General features: G+C 64.4%; 14 protein-coding genes. 4 read left to right on the plus strand and 10 right to left on the minus strand.

Annotation, left to right across the window (positions count from 1 at the left end; all coding sequences use genetic code 11):
- Window positions 1-11: 11 nt before the first annotated feature.
- Window positions 12-2777 carry an ATP-binding protein gene (locus ACODSP_RS23555; RefSeq protein WP_488967980.1) on the minus strand — a complete coding sequence of 922 codons (2766 nt, stop codon included), beginning with the start codon at window positions 2775-2777 and terminating at the stop codon, window positions 12-14.
- Window positions 2778-3055: 278 nt separating this feature from the next.
- Window positions 3056-3739: a TetR/AcrR family transcriptional regulator gene (locus ACODSP_RS23560; protein ID WP_488967981.1), complete on the minus strand. Its 684-nt coding sequence runs from the start codon at window positions 3737-3739 to the stop codon at window positions 3056-3058.
- 216 nt (window positions 3740-3955) lie between these two features.
- Between ACODSP_RS23560 and ACODSP_RS23565 the strand changes: the two genes are divergently transcribed.
- From ACODSP_RS23565 to ACODSP_RS23575, 3 genes are all read left to right on the plus strand, one after another.
- A complete protein-coding gene (locus ACODSP_RS23565; RefSeq protein WP_488967982.1) occupies window positions 3956-5776 on the plus strand; it encodes an AMP-dependent synthetase/ligase in 1821 nt (606 codons plus the stop codon).
- Window positions 5777-5864: 88 nt separating this feature from the next.
- Entirely contained in the window at window positions 5865-6428 is a 564-nt protein-coding gene (locus ACODSP_RS23570) for a MaoC family dehydratase (protein ID WP_488967983.1), read from the plus strand.
- 30 nt (window positions 6429-6458) lie between these two features.
- Entirely contained in the window at window positions 6459-6941 is a 483-nt protein-coding gene (locus ACODSP_RS23575) for a MaoC family dehydratase (protein WP_488967984.1), read from the plus strand.
- A 290-nt stretch (window positions 6942-7231) separates the two neighbouring features.
- On the opposite strand, the gene ACODSP_RS23580 is transcribed toward ACODSP_RS23575, so the two are convergent.
- On the minus strand, window positions 7232-8233 hold the full coding sequence (locus ACODSP_RS23580) for an NADP-dependent oxidoreductase (protein ID WP_488967985.1): 1002 nt from the start codon (window positions 8231-8233) through the stop codon (window positions 7232-7234).
- Between the two features lie 80 nt (window positions 8234-8313).
- Window positions 8314-9102, minus strand: coding sequence for an SDR family NAD(P)-dependent oxidoreductase (locus tag ACODSP_RS23585; RefSeq protein WP_488967986.1), 789 nt, complete (start codon window positions 9100-9102; stop codon window positions 8314-8316).
- A 60-nt stretch (window positions 9103-9162) separates the two neighbouring features.
- On the opposite strand from ACODSP_RS23585, the gene ACODSP_RS23590 reads away from it, so the two are divergent.
- The gene (locus ACODSP_RS23590) at window positions 9163-9774 is read left to right on the plus strand and encodes a TetR/AcrR family transcriptional regulator (RefSeq protein ID WP_488967987.1); all 612 of its coding nucleotides are present in this window, start codon (window positions 9163-9165) and stop codon (window positions 9772-9774) included.
- Window positions 9775-9809: 35 nt separating this feature from the next.
- On the opposite strand, the gene ACODSP_RS23595 is transcribed toward ACODSP_RS23590, so the two are convergent.
- The 6 genes from ACODSP_RS23595 to ACODSP_RS23620 form a co-directional block, all read right to left on the minus strand.
- Entirely contained in the window at window positions 9810-10127 is a 318-nt protein-coding gene (locus tag ACODSP_RS23595; protein ID WP_488967988.1) for a GlcG/HbpS family heme-binding protein, read from the minus strand.
- Between the two features lie 65 nt (window positions 10128-10192).
- Window positions 10193-12064, minus strand: coding sequence for an efflux RND transporter permease subunit (locus tag ACODSP_RS23600; protein ID WP_488967989.1), 1872 nt, complete (start codon window positions 12062-12064; stop codon window positions 10193-10195).
- Window positions 12000-13277, minus strand: a complete 1278-nt coding sequence (locus tag ACODSP_RS23605; protein WP_488967990.1) for an efflux RND transporter permease subunit — start codon at window positions 13275-13277, stop codon at window positions 12000-12002. Before ACODSP_RS23605 ends, ACODSP_RS23600 begins: the two co-directional genes overlap by 65 nt.
- Window positions 13274-14314: an efflux RND transporter periplasmic adaptor subunit gene (locus tag ACODSP_RS23610; protein WP_488967991.1), complete on the minus strand. Its 1041-nt coding sequence runs from the start codon at window positions 14312-14314 to the stop codon at window positions 13274-13276. The genes ACODSP_RS23605 and ACODSP_RS23610 overlap by 4 nt, the downstream gene beginning before the upstream one ends.
- Before the next feature lie 357 nt (window positions 14315-14671).
- Window positions 14672-15331 carry a LuxR C-terminal-related transcriptional regulator gene (locus ACODSP_RS23615; protein ID WP_488967992.1) on the minus strand — a complete coding sequence of 220 codons (660 nt, stop codon included), beginning with the start codon at window positions 15329-15331 and terminating at the stop codon, window positions 14672-14674.
- Window positions 15324-16433 (minus strand): sensor histidine kinase (locus ACODSP_RS23620; RefSeq protein ID WP_488967993.1); only part of this gene is annotated, 1110 nt, incomplete at its 5' end. The genes ACODSP_RS23615 and ACODSP_RS23620, both read right to left, overlap by 8 nt.

The following is a 16433-nucleotide window of genomic DNA, read 5'->3' on the forward strand; positions in this document are numbered from 1 at the left end:
CGGGCTTTTCCTCACGACACAAGACGGGCCGCCTCGCGCGGCAGGCGGTCGGGCGCGACCTCCAGTTCCCGGCTTCCCAGATGAGCGAGCAGATGCCGCAGCCGGCCACCATTGTGCGAGAGCCGGGCGCGCACCCCTTCCACCATGACCTCCCAAGTGAGCGACGATTGTCCACGGGCCAGATCGGCGGCGGCATCCAGCTTGCACAGCACAGCCTCGACCGATGCGCCGGCCAACTCCTCCACCAGCGCCTCATGGCGCAGTAATTCCGGTGAACACCAGCAATCCCCATTGATGTCGTGCTGCCGGAACAGGGCGATCACGTCGCGCCCGACCGACGGATGACCCAGCCGGGCCAGGGACGCCGCGCGCACACCGGTGAACCAGGGGATGAAGGGCCCGTAATGGCTGGCGGTCAGCTTGCCGATGGCACCTGCCAACCGCGCCTCCGCCGCCTCGAACCGACCGGCGCGGGCATCGCAGATGCCCCGCAGCCCGGTGGCGACGCCCAGATGGCTTTCCAGCGCATGCTCCCCGGCCACACGGATCAGTTCGTCCAGCGTCTCCTCCACTGCCGGCATTCGCGCGATCAATCTCGCCGCGCAAACCCATATCAGCGCCTCGCACAGGGGCAGCGACTTGGCCGCCGCCCGCGCTTCGGCCTCTGCCAATGCAGCTTGCCGCAGTCCCTCGCGCAGCGATCCCAACTGGCAAAGCGTGGCACCCAGCATGGCCTGTGCCCCCGGCGTGCGGTCGAAACCGGTATGACCCAGGAACAGGCGCCGGTCCTCCACTGTCTCGATGGCCAGGAACTGCGCCAGATGCCCGCGGGCGGCCACCAGATCGCCGATATGGTGCAAACTGAGCCCCAGGACCCAGGCCGACATGGTCCGGTCATGCAACTCCCCGCTGCGCCGCGCGATGGAGGCGTGGATGGTCGCCAGCCGCATCATCTCCGCATAATTCGGCAGGCGCAGATTCCATGTCCAATTGGTCAGGAGATCGGCCACCGAGGGTACGGAATTCGCCCGGCTTCCCGCGCCGGCCGGTGGCGGGGTCCAGGTCGAAACGGCGGGGCGGGTGGTGCCGCGCGTAAACATCTCAGCCGTCCGGACGGCCACGGCGATGTTCCAGCCCTCCGTCGTGGCCCACTGCTCGGGCGTCAGCCTTGTGCCGACCTCCTTCAGCTTGGCATGGCATTCGCGCAGCAGCGACAGGCCGAACCAGAGGGGCAGCGCGCCCGCCGCCAGACCTAGCGCCACCTCGATATCGCCGTCCGGCCCCAGGGCATGGCGCAGGGCGGCCCGGATATTGTCCAGTTCCAGCTCGTCGGCAGCCACGTGTCGCTGCTCCAAGGTCAGGTGCTGGGCACGCAGATAGTCGCGGTAATGGCGGGCGTGGCCGTCGGCCAGCCGGTGCCGTTCCCCCGCCTCCTCAAGCCGCCCCAGCGCGAAGGCACGCGTCGTCTCCAGCAGGCGGAAACGCAGGTCGGGGCCGGAAATGTCGCTGATCACCAGCGACTTGGCTGTCAGTGCCGCCAGGACGGCGCCGATATCCGTCGCATCACCCGCGTCCGCCACAACGGCCTGCGCCGCCTCCATGGTGAAGCCGCCGGCGAAGATGGACAGGCGGCGCAGCACCGTGCGCTCATCCTCATCCAGCAGGCGGTAGCTCCAGCCCAGGGCGGCCTCCAGCGTGCGGTGCCGGGCGATGCCCCGGCGGCGGCTTCTGTCCAGCAGATGCAGATGCTCGTCCAGGAGCCGGGCAATGCCGCCTAAGCCGAAGGTACCGACCAGGGCAGCCGCGAACTCGATGGCCAAAGGCAGCCCGTCCAGCCGACGGCATATTTCCACGGCGCTGGCCGCGTCCTGGTCCGTCAGCACGAAGTCGGACACGCAAGCCATGGCCCGTTCGGCCAGAAGCTGAACGGACGGATAGGCCAGGGCGGCCGCAGCGCCCGTCGTCTGGGCTGCGGTCGGCGGCACCGGCAGGGGAGGCAACTGGTAGACCAGTTCACCCACCAGGTTCAGCGGCTCACGGCTGGTCGCCATGATCGCAACCTTCGGGCAGGCGGCGCAGATGGCGGTGACCAGGGCTGCCACCGCCTCGGCCTGATGTTCGCAATTATCGATGATGAACAGCGCTTCATAAGGCCGCAGCGCCGTCACCACCGCATTCAGCGGATCATCGCCCCCCAGTTCCAGCCCCAGGATCGCAGCCAACGTCGTTGGCACATGCTCGGCCTCCGCGATGGGCGACAGGTCCACGAACCAGATGCCGTCGTCGTAGCGGCCCTGTCGCATCTCCGCCACCGTCAAGGCCATGGTGGTCTTGCCCACGCCGGCCGAGCCGGTGAGCGTCACCAGACGATGCCGGCCTGCCAGACGGGCGTCGATCTCCCGTCCCGCCTGTTCGCGCCCCACCGGGCTGGTCAGACGGGCCGGCAGATTACCGGCGCTCGCTCGCGCGACCGGCAGCGGGGCCGCTGGCTGGAGAAGGGGGCGTGGCGTCTCGGCGAACAGGTAGCCGCGCCCGGTGACATTGACGATATAGTCCCGTCCGTCGACCCCCTTGCCCAATGCCTGACGCAATGCGGCGACATGCACGGTCAGGTTGGCCTCGACCACATTGGTGTCGGGCCAGACGGCCCGCATCAGGTCCGCCCGGCTGACCACTTCCCCGGCCTGCGCCAGCAGGACGATCAGGATATGGCGGGCGCGGCTGCCCAGCTTCACCAGCAGCCCGTCGCGGTAGAGCGCTTCACCCTGTTGCAACAAGGTGAAGGAGCCGAACGCCAGATCCGGGAGCCGGGGCCGTCCCCTTTGCGCGCCTGAAGCCACCCTTGGGTTCCTTCCCTGTCCCCACATTCCAGGCGAAGGGCGACGTTAGCGGCACGGCCGAACCTGCGCCTCACGCCTCCTCACTGCCTGCACAAGCCCCATGTCCCGCATCATGGTCCCTTCCTGCGGCCTCATCGCCTTTCCCCCTGTGTGGACTTGGCCCCACGATGCTTTCCGATGCGGCTCACAGCACTAAATTATATCCAATTGGAGAATTATATCACACCCCTCACCCTGTCAATAGAGGCGCCATCGACCGTGGTCGGAGCGGCCGCGATGGAGCGCAGCACCCGCTCGATCGCTGGGCGCAGTACCGCCGTCTCGAAATCGGGCCGATGCAGGGCCAGTTGCCGCATCACCAGACCGCTGATCATGTTGGTCAGCAGTGCGGCGTCAGCCTCGGGATTAGCCGAACCCATACGTCTGAAGGTCTCGTGGGTGATCCGCGCATAGGCGCGCCCCCATTCCCGCAGCGATGGGGCCAGTTCCGGATAGCGGGCGGCGGCCAGGTGGAACTCTATGATGGTGATGCCCATCTGGGGATCATCGACCATCTGCCGCACCGAATGCCGGGCAATCAGTTCCGCCAGCCGGCGTGGATCGCCGGCGTGGCGCTCGAACCCGTTCCACGCCGCCGCCAGGGCCTCGATATTCTTGTTGGCGACCAGCGTCAGCGCCTCGCGGACCAGTTCTTCCCGCGTGCCAAAATAGTAGACGATGGATCCGTGGCTGGCCTTCGCCTCGGTAACGACGGAACGCAGGGTGACGGCACCCGGCCCGTCCCGAACGATAATCCGCAAGGCAGCATCCAGCAGGGCTTCACGCCGCCGGGTGCCGCGCGCCGTCAGGTCGCCCACCGGCTTTGCCGATACTCCATCGTCCTTGACGTTTCCCGTCATCTGCCCCGCCCCGTTCCCTCGTTCAACCCGAACATGGGCTGCATCACGCAAGGCCCCCTGATGCGGGTCAAGAACTTTAACCACCACGCCAACCGGCAGCAGACGGCGACGTCCCGGACCTCCGCCACAAAACCGGCATTGACAGCACCATATATGATCACATATTTCTCCAATCGGAGAAAATAAAGCGCTACAAGCGTCACGGGAGGAAGCACCATGAAACCTGCCGACCCGACACGGCCTGACAATTTCCTGACGGTGCTCGACCGGCTGGTTGGCAGAAATCCGGAACAGGTGCTTCTGCGCGACCCGGCTACGAGCGGCACCTGGACGCGCGCCGCATTCGGACAGGAGGTCCGGCAATTGGCCGGTGCGTTGCTGGACATTGTCGACGGCCCGTATCAGGCGGGCCTGCTGATGGGCAACCGGCCGGAATTCTTCGTCACCGACGCAGCGGTCCTGCTGTCAGGCGGCGTGCCGGTGTCGCTTTATCCCACGGCCTCCGCCGAGCAGTTGCGCTATGTCATCAATCATGCCGACATCTCATTGCTATTCGTGGAGATGGCGCGACTGCCCGCCCTGGCGACGGCCCTGATGGACGGTTACCGGGTCGTGGCGGTCATCATCGTTGACCCGCCGGAGGCTGGCCTGCCGGAGAGTGTGGGCAGCGACATTCCCGTCATCGCACTTGCTGATCTACCCAGGAGTGACGGGCCCTCCATCGCGGCGGTCGCCGCCCGGACCAGCCCGGACGATCTGATGACCCTCATCTACACGTCCGGCACCACGGGCAATCCCAAGGGTGTGCGCCTGACCCACCGCAACTTCCTGACCGCGGCCCGGGGCATCGGGGAACGGGTGGGGCTGGCGGAGGGGGACCGGATCATCTCCTGGCTGCCGCACGCGCATGTGGCCGAACGCACCTGCCATTATGCCTGCGGCCTGCTGTTCGGTCTGGACATCACCATCTGCCGCGACGCCAAGGACCTGCCGGAACTGCTGCCCAAGGTGCAGCCTGCCTGGTTCGGCGGATTTCCACGCCTATGGGAGAAACTGAAGCAAATGGTCGAGGCGCGTCTTGCTGCCCACCCGGCGGCGAAACAGGCCGTGGCCGATGCACTGGAACAGGCCGATTTGACAGCGGACGACAAGCCCGTCCCCGCTGCCCTGACGGCAAGGATCGCGGCGGCCGACACGGCCCTGTTCGCCCCCATCCGGCATTCGTTGGGCCTGCACCGCGCCAAGTCGCTGATCACCGGATCGGCGCCCACGCCCCTGCCCACGCTGCAATTCTTCGCCGCCATCGGCCTGCCGCTGTCGGAAATGTATGGCGCGTCGGAAACCTGCACCTACGGCGCGTTGACAGCGCCCGATGGTATCCGCCCGGGAAGCACAGGCACAAGCGTGCCGGGCCTGGAACTGGCCGTGGCGGCCGATGGCGAGGTTTTGCTGCGTGGCGACGCCATCATGCAGGGCTATCACAAGGAGCCGGAGAAGGACGCCGAGGTCTTCACCGCCGATGGCTGGTACCGCACCGGTGACCTGGGCCGGCTGGATGCCGATGGCTATCTGTGGATCACCGGCCGCAAGAAAGAGTTGATGATCAATGCCAGCGGCCAGAACATGGCGCCTGCCTATATCGAGGCGATGATCAAATCCGGCAGCCCCCTCATCGGCCATGTCTGTGTGATCGGGGAGGCACGACCTTTCAACACCGCCCTGATCAGCCTTGATGGCGACCATGCCCGTGCCTTGGCTGTCCGGTACGGGCTGCCCCCCGATCCGATCCTGCTGGCACGCCATCCATTCCTGGAAATGGAAGTGGCACGCGGCGTGGCTGCCGGCAATGTCCGGCTGGCACGGGTGGAGCAGATCAAACGCTTCGTCATCCTGGCCGAAGAGTGGCAGCCCGGCGGGGAGGAACTGACCCAGACGTTGAAGATCAGGCGTACCCGCATCGCCGCGAAATATGCCGCCGTGATCGACAATCTCTATGAGGAACAGCCCGTACATCCCTGCCTGACACCGGCGATGTGATGTGAGGGTGCACTACCCGGGGCGAAGGACCGGGCGGATAACTGCGCTCAAAATATTCTCCGTTCGGAGAAAATATAAGGAGGAACTGATGACAGACGATACACAACGGTTCGAGCACCTGCTGACCACTGCAAAACAGAAAGCCTATGACCGGGATTTCCTGGCCCGTTGGGATGCCATAGAATTCTGGGACAGCCTGATGGTGGGCGAGAAGCGGCGGCATCCCGCGACTTTCCTGGTCGAGGAAGAGGATGTACTGAGCTACAATCTCGCCGTCGGTGAGACGCATCCTTTGTTCATCGACCGGGAATTCGCCCGCCGGCACGCGCCGCGCGGCACTATTCTGGTCCATCCGGTCTTCACCACCACCATCGGCTTCTGGTTCGCCCAGCCCGACACGCAAGGTTCCTGGATCCGCACGCCGGGTTCGCGCAACCCGTTCCAGCGCATCGACTACAAGGAACGTATCCATGTCGGTGACCGGCTGTCCCTGGTTCAGGAGAATCACGACCGGTTCTGGCGGCGGGGCAAGGCCTATGTCACCACCCGCCTGACCTTGCTGGACGCCGACGACCGGGAAAAGGCATCGTGCCTGGGCACCCTGATCCTGCCGCCCACAAAGGATGCCGTCCGTGCCTTCGCCATCGCCTGACGCCATATACCCAGCCAAAGGAACCGCCCCATGACGAACACGACCGTTGAAGCCATCATGCCGCCCCTGCCCTATCTGGATGATCTGCGCACCGGCGATGCCCTGGCCCCCATCACCTATAACGTCACGCAGGATGTGATCGACGCCTATGGCGTGGCCAGCCTGGACCTGAACCCGGTGCATATGAACCCGGACTGGTGCGAACGGGCTCAGGTCTTCGGCACGCCGAAACCCGTGCAGCACGGGATGATGAGCATGTCCTACATGAGTTCGGTGGTGCTGCGCGGCTTCGGGCCGCTGGCGGAGATCGTCAGCATCGATTCCAAATTCACCAAGATCGGCCCCGTAGGCGCCACCATCACCTGCCGGGGCAAGGTCCGTGACCTCCACGTGCTAGGTAATGGCAAGGATTACGCCACCGTAACCGTGGAGGCCATGGACCAGGATGGCGACGTGGTCGGCGTCAGCGACATCCAGGTCCGTCTGCCGCGCCGACCGGGAAGCCCAATTTGAACCAGCGACGAAGAGTTGTTGTCTTCACTGGTAACATTATCAATATTTGCCTTACTGCCAAAACGAAAACCCCAGCAAGATTCAATCTTGCCGGGGCTTGGGCGATAAGCCTTAAATACGGAGCTGGAGCGACCGACAGCCCGGCAATCCAAACTCCTGGCGCAAGGTCTTGTCGAACATCCGTGCGGGCGTGAGGCGGCGCAGCAGGCTGACCTGCTTTGCCACACTTTGCCGACGGGATAGCGCAATTGTTGGCGCGGTGCCGTGGCGGCGTAAGCGCGTCACCGTTGTCAGCGCAAGGCGACGACGACCTTGCCCTTTGATCGCCCCGTTTCAATATAGGCTAGGGCTTCATTGGTCGCGCCAAACGGGAAGACCTGATCCATGACCGGGCGGATGATCCCGGCTTCGATCAGCGATGCGATCTGGTGCAACTGGCCGCCATCGGCCCGCATGAACAGAAAGGAATAGTCGATCCCCCGGCTCTTCGCCTTGCGTCGAATGCTGAAACTCAGCAGGCGCATCAGTTGATGGAACAGCCAGTTCAGCCCTTGTTGCCGGGCGAAATCCGGGTCGGGCGGACCGGAGATGGAGATCAGCTTGCCACCCGGCTTCAACACGTCCAGGGACTTTTCAAGCGTGTCGCCTTCCAGGCTGTTCAAGACGACATCGTAACCCGACAGGACCTTCGCGAAATCCTGCTTCTTGTAGTCGATCACGACATCAGCGCCGAGGCTGGTGACGAGTTGGACATTGGCTGTGCCGGTCGTCGTGGCCACTGTTGCGCCCAGATGCTTGGCCAGTTGAATGGCGAATGTCCCGACGCCGCCCGAGCCTGCATGGATGAGAATTTTCTGCCCTTTTTGCAGGCCGGCACGCTCGACCAATGCCTGCCAGGCCGTCAGCCCCACCAGGGGAATGGCGGCGGCTTCGGCCATGCTCAGGTTCTTCGGCTTCAGGGCAAGATCGGCCTCATGAATGGCGATCGCTTCCGCCAGGGTTCCGATGCGGCCATCGCGCGGGCGGGCAAAGACCGCATCCCCCACCTTGAAACCGTGGACTTTGGACCCGACACGGGTGACGACCCCTGACATGTCATGTCCCAGGATGAACGGCGGTCGATAGGGCAGCAGGGGTTTGAAGGCCCCATCGCGGATTTTTGCATCCAGGGGGTTGAGCCCGGCCGCGTGGATCTGGACCAGGACATCCTTATCCGTCAACACGGGGTCCGGCATCTCGCCCAGGCGAAGAGCGCGACCCTTCTTGTATTTATCGACGATGAAGGCCTTCATGATGATCTGCCCTTCAGATGATTGTTAGCGACCTGCCGTACAATGGCGGCCATCCGGCCGGACAATGTTGGCGCGCAGGGTCAGACGGCCTGCCGATAGCGCGCTGCGGCATGTTCCTGGCCCACGTTGGGCAGCATGGCCTGACGCGCAGCCTGAAAGGCGTTCCACTGTTCCACATCGGGCAGCGGCGGGATCGTGACGGCCTCGCGGCGGTCAAACCCGACCAGTGCTGCGTCAACCAGTTCATCAACCTCCATCACGCCGCTCATGGTGCTGACGTCGGCGCCGGCATGACCCCAGATTTCGGTGCGCGTGGCAGCGGGGAGTACGGCCTGGACATAGACGCCCTTCGGCCCCAGTTCCAGATGGAGGCCCTGCGACAGGAACAGCACGAACGCCTTGGTCGCACCATAGACCGTCATGGCGAATTCAGGAGCCAGCCCGACCACGGAGCCGATATTGATGATGGCCCCTTCACCCGTCGCGGCGAAACGCGGTGCAACGGCGCTGGCCAGCCGCAGCGGGGCCGTGGTGTTCAGCGCAACCAGCCGCGCCACATCATCCGTCGACTGCTCGATGAAGCTGCCCCCCAGGGCCGTGCCGGCATTATTGATCAGGATGCCGATGCGCGCATCGTCGCGCAGCCGCGCTTCCACCACCGCCAGATCGGCGGCCTGCGTCAGATCGGTCTGGATGATATCGACCGCCACACCAGTCTCCTGCCGCAGGCGATCAGCAACCGCCTCCATGCGCTTGCGGTCCCGCGCCACCAGCACAAGGTCATGGCCACGGCGTGCGAAGCGGTCGGCATAGGTGGCACCAATGCCGGTGGAAGCGCCGGTAACCAGCACTGAAGGAAGGGCAGCCATGGGATTGCTCTCTGCTCTGTTGATGTCTATAATCATGACGACCATCATGATTGACTAAATATGATGATCGTCATGATTATGTCAATGTGGCTCGTGGAGAAATTTGGAATGAATGTCAGCCGAGAGCAGATGGCGGAAAACCGTCGTCGGATTCTGGACGTTGCCAGCCGGCTGTTCCGCGAGAAGGGGTTCGATGCCGTCAGCGTGTCTGAAGTGATGAAGGCAGCCGGCCTGACGCATGGCGGCTTCTATGGTCATTTCAACTCGAAGGACGATCTGGTCGCGAAGACTCTGGCACATGTCCTTGGGGCAAACTCAAGTGAAGGCGGCGACTTCCGGCACTATGTCGATGCCTATCTGTCGCCACGCCATCGCGACAACCCAGCCAGTGGGTGTCCGACAGCGGGACTGGCCGCCTCTGTCCGCCACCAGACGCCCGTGGCGCGTGCTGCCATGACGGAAGGCCTTCGCTCGCAGATCGCCCGTATCCAACAGGCTTTGCCGGCTCTGGACCCGGCCGAAAGCCGGCGCACGGCCATAGGAAGTTGGGCCGCGATGATAGGAGCCGTCATCCTGGCCCGCGCGATTGATGACCCCGTCCTTTCTGACGAAATCCTGGACCAGACGCGGGCATGGATCGATACCGGGATAAACCAAGTGCCGATCTCTTGATGATCACGTCCCTGGCGGTTCTCTAATTGGTGATATCAAGGGCGGCTTTTCCACGGGGTGAGATTCTGGACGAAAGCGTTTTCCCTGAGAGACATCTCCGCCGGGCTCACGGTTCTCTTCGTGGTCGCATCGCGCCACACCATGGCCTTGGACGGCTGGAGCAGGTCGCCGCGGTTGGTATTCTCCAGTCCGGGCGACGTGCCGCCGGGCTTGGCGAACTCGCCGATCACCTCCGTGTTGAAGCCGAACAGAGCGGCGGTCCAAGCCTTGGTCATGGCGATGTCGGCGGAGCCGAGCAGCGCCCCGTCCATGCGGGTGAAGGCCCTCAGGTTGGCGCCGTCATCATAGACCATAGGAACGCAGATAGCTTAAGATCAGATCCGGTTCAGCATGGTGGCATGTCGCCGCGGTGGCGATGTCAGACGAGGCGCCTCAATTTCGGCAGCAGCCAATCCTCAATATCCCGCACATAGCTGAACATGACCGGCACGAAGATCAGGCTGAGGGCGGTGGAAGAGATCAGTCCCCCCATCACCGCAATGGCCATCGGCGCGCGGAAGGCCGTGTCATAGCCCAGCTGCAGCGCGACCGGCAGCATGCCGGCCAGCATGGCGAGCGAGGTCATCACGATGGGGCGGGCGCGCACCATGCAGGCATCGACGATGGCATCGCGCCGGGGACGGCCTTGCTTGATCAGTTCCAGCATATGATCCACCAGCAGGATGGCGTTCTTGTCGGCGATGCCCATCAGCATCAGCATGCCGATCAGGGCCGGCATCGAAAAGGAAGTGCCGGTGAGGAGCAGCAGCACGAACGCCCCGCCAATGGACAGCGGCAAGGCCGCCATCCGCGTAAAGGGCTGTATCCAGTCCCGGTACAGCAGGACCTGGATGGCATAGACCATCAGCAGGCCCGCCCCCATGGCCTGCCCGAAACTGGCGAACAGTTCCTCCATGATCTCGGCATCCCCCGTACTCTGCATCCGGACATCGGCCGGCATCTGCCGCAGGGCCGGAAGCGCGTGGACCTTCTCCAGCGCCATGCCCAGCGCCACGCCGTTGAGATTGGCTTCCAGTGCGATCTGGCGTTGCCAATCATGGCGCTGGATACTGGTCGGGCCGCTGGTGAATTGGATATCGGCCACAGCGGAAAGCGGCACGCTGCCGCCGCTGCCGGTTGGCAAAGGCAGGTTCCGCAGCAGGTCCAGGGAATGGAGGGGCGCTGCCGGCAAACGCACGCGGATCGGTATCTGCCGGTTTCCGTAATTGAATCGGGCCAGGTTCGCCTCGATATCCCCGATGGTGCCGATGGTCACCGCCCCGCTGATCGTCTGCACCGAAATGCCCAATAGGGCTGCCTTGGCGACGTCGGGGGTGATGATCAGTTCGGGTTGGCTGAGCGGGGCTGAACTGCTGACGCTGTTCAGTTCGGGAAGGGCGCGCATCTGGCGTTCCAGCGCTTCGGCCGTCCGGACCAGGGCGTCGCCATTGTCGCTTACCAGGACGATGGACACATCCTTTCCCCGGGCGGAATTCCCGAAGCCGATCCGCATGTCCGGTAACGCCAGCAATTCCAGCAGCAGGTGCCTTTCGAAGGACCGCTGGTCAAGGTCGCGCCGGGCCGGCGGCACCAGTTTGATATCCAGGACGGCCACATTGACACCACTCGGGGCAACACCCTCCGGCCCGTGGGGATCCTCCACGCTGATCGCAGCACCGCCGACCGAGGTCAGGATATACGCCACCTCCGGCCGCTTCATGAGGATCGCCTCCGCCTGCCGGGCCGCCTCCCCCATCCGGGCCAGCGTGGTGCCGCGGGGCATTTCCAGCGTCAGGCGGGACTGGGACACGTCCTCATAGGGGATGAAGTCGGGGGAAAGGAACGGGATCAACCCGAAGGACAGGACCAGGCTGAGCAATGCCAGCCCCATGGTCTTCAACCGGTTGTCCAGCGTCCAGCCGATGAGGCGGCGATAGGATGCGATCCATGGCGACGGGGCTTCATGCCTGGCGGGCGGCTGCAGCAGATAGGCTGCCAGCATGGGCGTCAGCAGCCGGGCGACGACCAGCGAGAAGAAGGCGGCGATAGCCACGGTCAGGCCGAACTGAAGGAAGAACTGCCCCGCCATCCCCGGCATGAAGCTGACCGGCACGAAGACGCCGCAGATCACCAGCGTCGTGGCGATCACCGCCAGCCCGATCTCCTCGGCGGCGACAAGGGCCGCGTCACGGGGGGGGGCGTCCTGCCCGCATGTGCCGGTGGATATTCTCGATCTCCACGATCGCGTCATCCACCAGCACCCCGGTGACCAGCGAGATGGCCAGCAGGGTGACCCTGTTCAGGGAAAAGCCCAACCAAACCATCACCAGGAAGGTGGGAATGATCGATAGCGGAATGGCGATGGCCGCGATCAGCGTCGCCCGCCCGTCGCGCATGAACAGGAAGACCACCAGGATCGTCAGCGCCGCCCTTTCGACAAAATTGGAAAGGGTGGCGTGAAAGCTGTTCTCGGTGAAGGTGACGAGGGAAAAGATCAGGCGGAACCGCAGATCGTCGCGGCTCCCCTCCAGCGCCGCCAACCTGTCCTCCACCCGGCGGGCCACATCGACCTCGCTGGCCCCTTTGGCGCGGAATATCTGGAAGGTGACAGCCGGTTTTCCATCCAATGTCGTGATGGTGCGCGCTTCGGCACCGCCATCGGTGATGGTGCCGAGATCGCCCAACCGCACCTCGCGTCCGGCCGCCAGCGCGACGCGGGTTTCGGCCAGCCGTGCCACCGTTCCGGCGCTGCCCAATGTCCGCAGGGCATATTCGGTGCCGGACAGGGTGATGCGTCCGCCGGGCATATCGATATTGGTCCGCGCCAGGGCCAGGCTGATATCGGCGGCGGAAACGCCCAGCGCCATCAACCGGGCCAGGTCCAGCGTCAAGGTAATCTCATGGTCGATACCGCCTTGGCGCCGCACGGCGGCCACGCCCCGGATGCCCATCAACTCGCGGTTCAGGACATCGTCGATGTACCAGCTTGCCTCTTCCGGGCGCAGTTCCGGGGCCTCCAGCGCATAGACCAGGATGGCACCACCATCCATGCCCTGCCGCTGTACCTGCGGATCACGGATCGATCGCGGCAACTGGTCACGGATGCTGGCGACGGCATCGCGCGCATCGTTGACGGCACGGTCGAAATCGGTTTCCAGGTCGAATTCGACCGTGCTGCTGGACACGCCCTCGGAGATGGACGAGGTGATGTGCTTCACCCCCTGCAGGCCCGCCAGCGCGCCTTCCACCCGTTGAGTGACCTGCGTTTCCATCTCCGTGGCGGTGGCGCCCGGCTGGCTGACCTGGACGCTGACCACCGGCACGACGATGGCGGGCATGCTGTTGACCGGCAGCTTGCCATAGGCGAACAACCCGGCGACCGTCAGCAGCAGGAAAAGCACGATGGGTGGGGTCGGGTTGCCGATGGCCCAGGTGGAAAAGCTGAAACGCGGGGAACCGGTCATCGATTGGCCCCCACCACGCGCACAATATCGCCTTCCCTGACGAAGGCACCGGCACGGGCGACCACGCTCGCATCCGATGGAACGGCATCCACCATCACCTGTTCGTCATCGGACAGGACCACAATCACGGGCAGCCGCACCGCCCTGTTCCCGGCACCCAGGTCCCAGACGAAGGTGCCGATACTGTCCTGCTGAAGGGCGGTCCGGGGCAGGATCGTGCCTTCGCGGTGGGATTGCACGATGCGGACCATGGCGAACAGGCCGACGGGGACCGGGTCCGCGCCCGAAAGCCGGATGCGGACCGCCGCCATGCGGGTCGCGGCATCGACGCGCGGGGCGACAAGGCGGACCGCCCCCTCGATGGTCCCGTCATTGCCCGTCAGCGTGACGGTGGCCGACTGGCCCGGCCGCAGCCCGGACAGGGCGGCTTCCGGCACCAGCGCCTCCACCTCGATCTCCTGATGCCGGGCGATGCGGAACAGCGGTTCGCTGGCACTGACCAGACCGCCGATCACCGCCTTGCGCTCGAACAGCATCCCGGCCTCTGGCGCCAGGATGGCCGTACGTTTCAGGCTCAGCGCCGCATCGTCCAGCCTGGCCTTGGCCGCCTGCATCTGGGTGCGTCTTTCCACGACCAACTGGCGGCTCACCGCGCCGCTGTCCTTGATCGCGTCCACGCGGTTGAAGGCATCGAGCGTCCGCTCATGCTCGCTGTGCAATTGCTCCACCTGGTTGGCGATGGACTGGCCGTCCAGCCGGGCCAGTACCTGCCCCTTCTCCACCGTGTCGCCGACATCGGCCAGCACGTCGCGGACCCGCACGCCCACCAGTTCCGTCATGATCTGGATTTCTTCCCGCGGGATGGTCATGCCCGTGGCGGCAACGGTCTGCGCGATGCGGCCTTGCCACGGCCTGGTGACGGTGACACTGAGGGCGGTACCGGTGCTGGGGGCGGGTACATCCTTCCCCCCGGTCAGGGCGACAAGGCCACAAAGCAGCATTCCGGCCATTGCCGGAAGCAGGACACGCTTGTTCATGGGTCTTCCCAATTCAAGGAACGCATGGTTTCCGGGTGGTTCATCCCCAGTCGAACGGCACCCGTGGCGGGACCGGACCATCCGCCGGAACATGCCGGTGCGGCGGCTTCGCCGGCCAGCCGTAGGTCGGACATAGGTCCTTTCGGTCGCCGGCGCACGCGTCCGCCGTTGGGGGTGCATGGCCGGCCTGGTGCTGGAACCGTGGAAGCGAACAGGGAAAGCCGGGCATCTGATCCCTCCACCGACATGGGCGCGGCAATGCCCGTTCCCACATCGTGCGAGGACGGGCGGCACCGCGATATATCCAGTGTAATCAGGCGCTCCTGGCCCACATCGGCCTTAAGGATGATGGCAGCGCTATTCCTTGACGATGCCCTCGCGCCAGGCATAGACGGCGGCCTGCGTGCGATCGGTCAGGTAGAGCTTGCCCAGGATATTGCTGACATGGGATTTCACGGTCTTTTCCGATATCGACAGGCGCGCCGCGATGTCCATGTTGGACAGCCCTTCGGCCAGACAGTGCAGCACTTCCATCTCCCGCTCGGTCAGGTCGGCATGCAGCTGATCCTCCCGCCCCCGGGCGCCCCGCGTGCGGGACATGATCGTCACCAGCGCCTTGGCGATGCGCGGACTGAACACGCTTTCCCCTGCCGCCGCCTTGCGTACGGCACGGACAAGGTCCTCCGGCATCGTGTCCTTCAGGATATAGGAGATGGCGTCGGCCTGCGTCGTGGGCACGACATATTCGTCGCCTTCATGCGAGGTGACCATGATGATCTGGCTGCGCGGGCTGACCCTTTTGATCTGGCGCACGGTGTCGACGGCGGGCTGGTCGGGCATGAACAGGTCCAGCAGCACCACGTCGGGCGCGAATTTCCGGGCGGCGGACACCGCTTCCACACCGCAGGTGGCCACGGCCGTCACCTCGATATCCGCAGCCGTGGCCAGGAAGGCGGTCAGGCCCTTGCGCACCATGGGGTGATCATCGGCCAGGACCAGGGTGATCTTCTCAGTCATGCTGCTTTTCCCATGCAAGCGTGATCAGGGTCCCGACGCCGACAGCGCTTTCGATCTCCAAGGTGCCGCCCGGCAAATCCCGCACCCGGTCCCGCATCGAAATGATGCCGAACCCTCCCGTTTTCCGGCCCGTATCAAAACCGCTTCCATCATCGGCGATCGTCAACACCACCCTGTCGCCATCCGCCTTGCCGGTGACGACGATCCTTTGCGCGCCGCCATGACGTACCGCATTCATCAACGCTTCCTGGACGATCCGCAGGACATGATGGTCGACCCGCGCATTGAACCGGACTGTTTCAGGCCAGTTCACCTCGATGCCCAGATCGAAGCGCCGCCGGAAATCACCGGCGATCACGTTGATGCGATCATGGAATGCAATGGCGTCCGTTTCCGCCGGGCGCAGCTGGGTGATGATTTCGATCAGATCATATTGTGCCTCGCGGTTGATGGCTTCCGCTTCCCGGATATGCTCGCCCGCCGCCGCCAGCACGGCGGGCCGGGATTTGGCCGCCGCCAATTGCAGGCCCAGCGCGAACAGTTTCTGCTTCACCGTATCGTGCAGTTCCCGCGCCATGCGGTTGCGTTCCTCGCTGACCGCCAGGTTCTGCTTCAGGCCCAGATACAGTTCCAGGTCCTGCGCCATGTCGTTCAGATGCCGGCTGTGCAGGGTGAGGACATCGTCATTCGGCAAGGCGATGCGGGCCGCGAAGCTGCCCTGTCGCCAGCTTTCCGTGACCTCGTTCATTTTCCGCAGCTGGTTCTTCACATAGCGGGACGCCACAAGCCCGCAGGCAAGGCCGATGGGAATGGACAGCAGGATGACGGCGCTCATGAAACTGAGCAGGAATTCCACGATGGTCTTTATTTGTATCCAAAGATTGAATTCGGCGACGAACAGCAGGTGCAGATGCCCCACGATCACGCCATTGCCGTCCATGACCGGCATATCCACCCAGATCGGCCCCTTCTCCGCCAGCCATCTGGCCCCCGGTTTGGGGGGCGCCGATTTCTTCAGCGCCTCGAACAGGGGGGCCACCTCATCCGAGAGCTGGTCCCCGGTGAGCGGACAGTTTGGTAAGCTTGGTTTGCCCTTATTGAA

It is taken from the genome of Niveispirillum sp. FG156 (genome assembly GCF_057809555.1).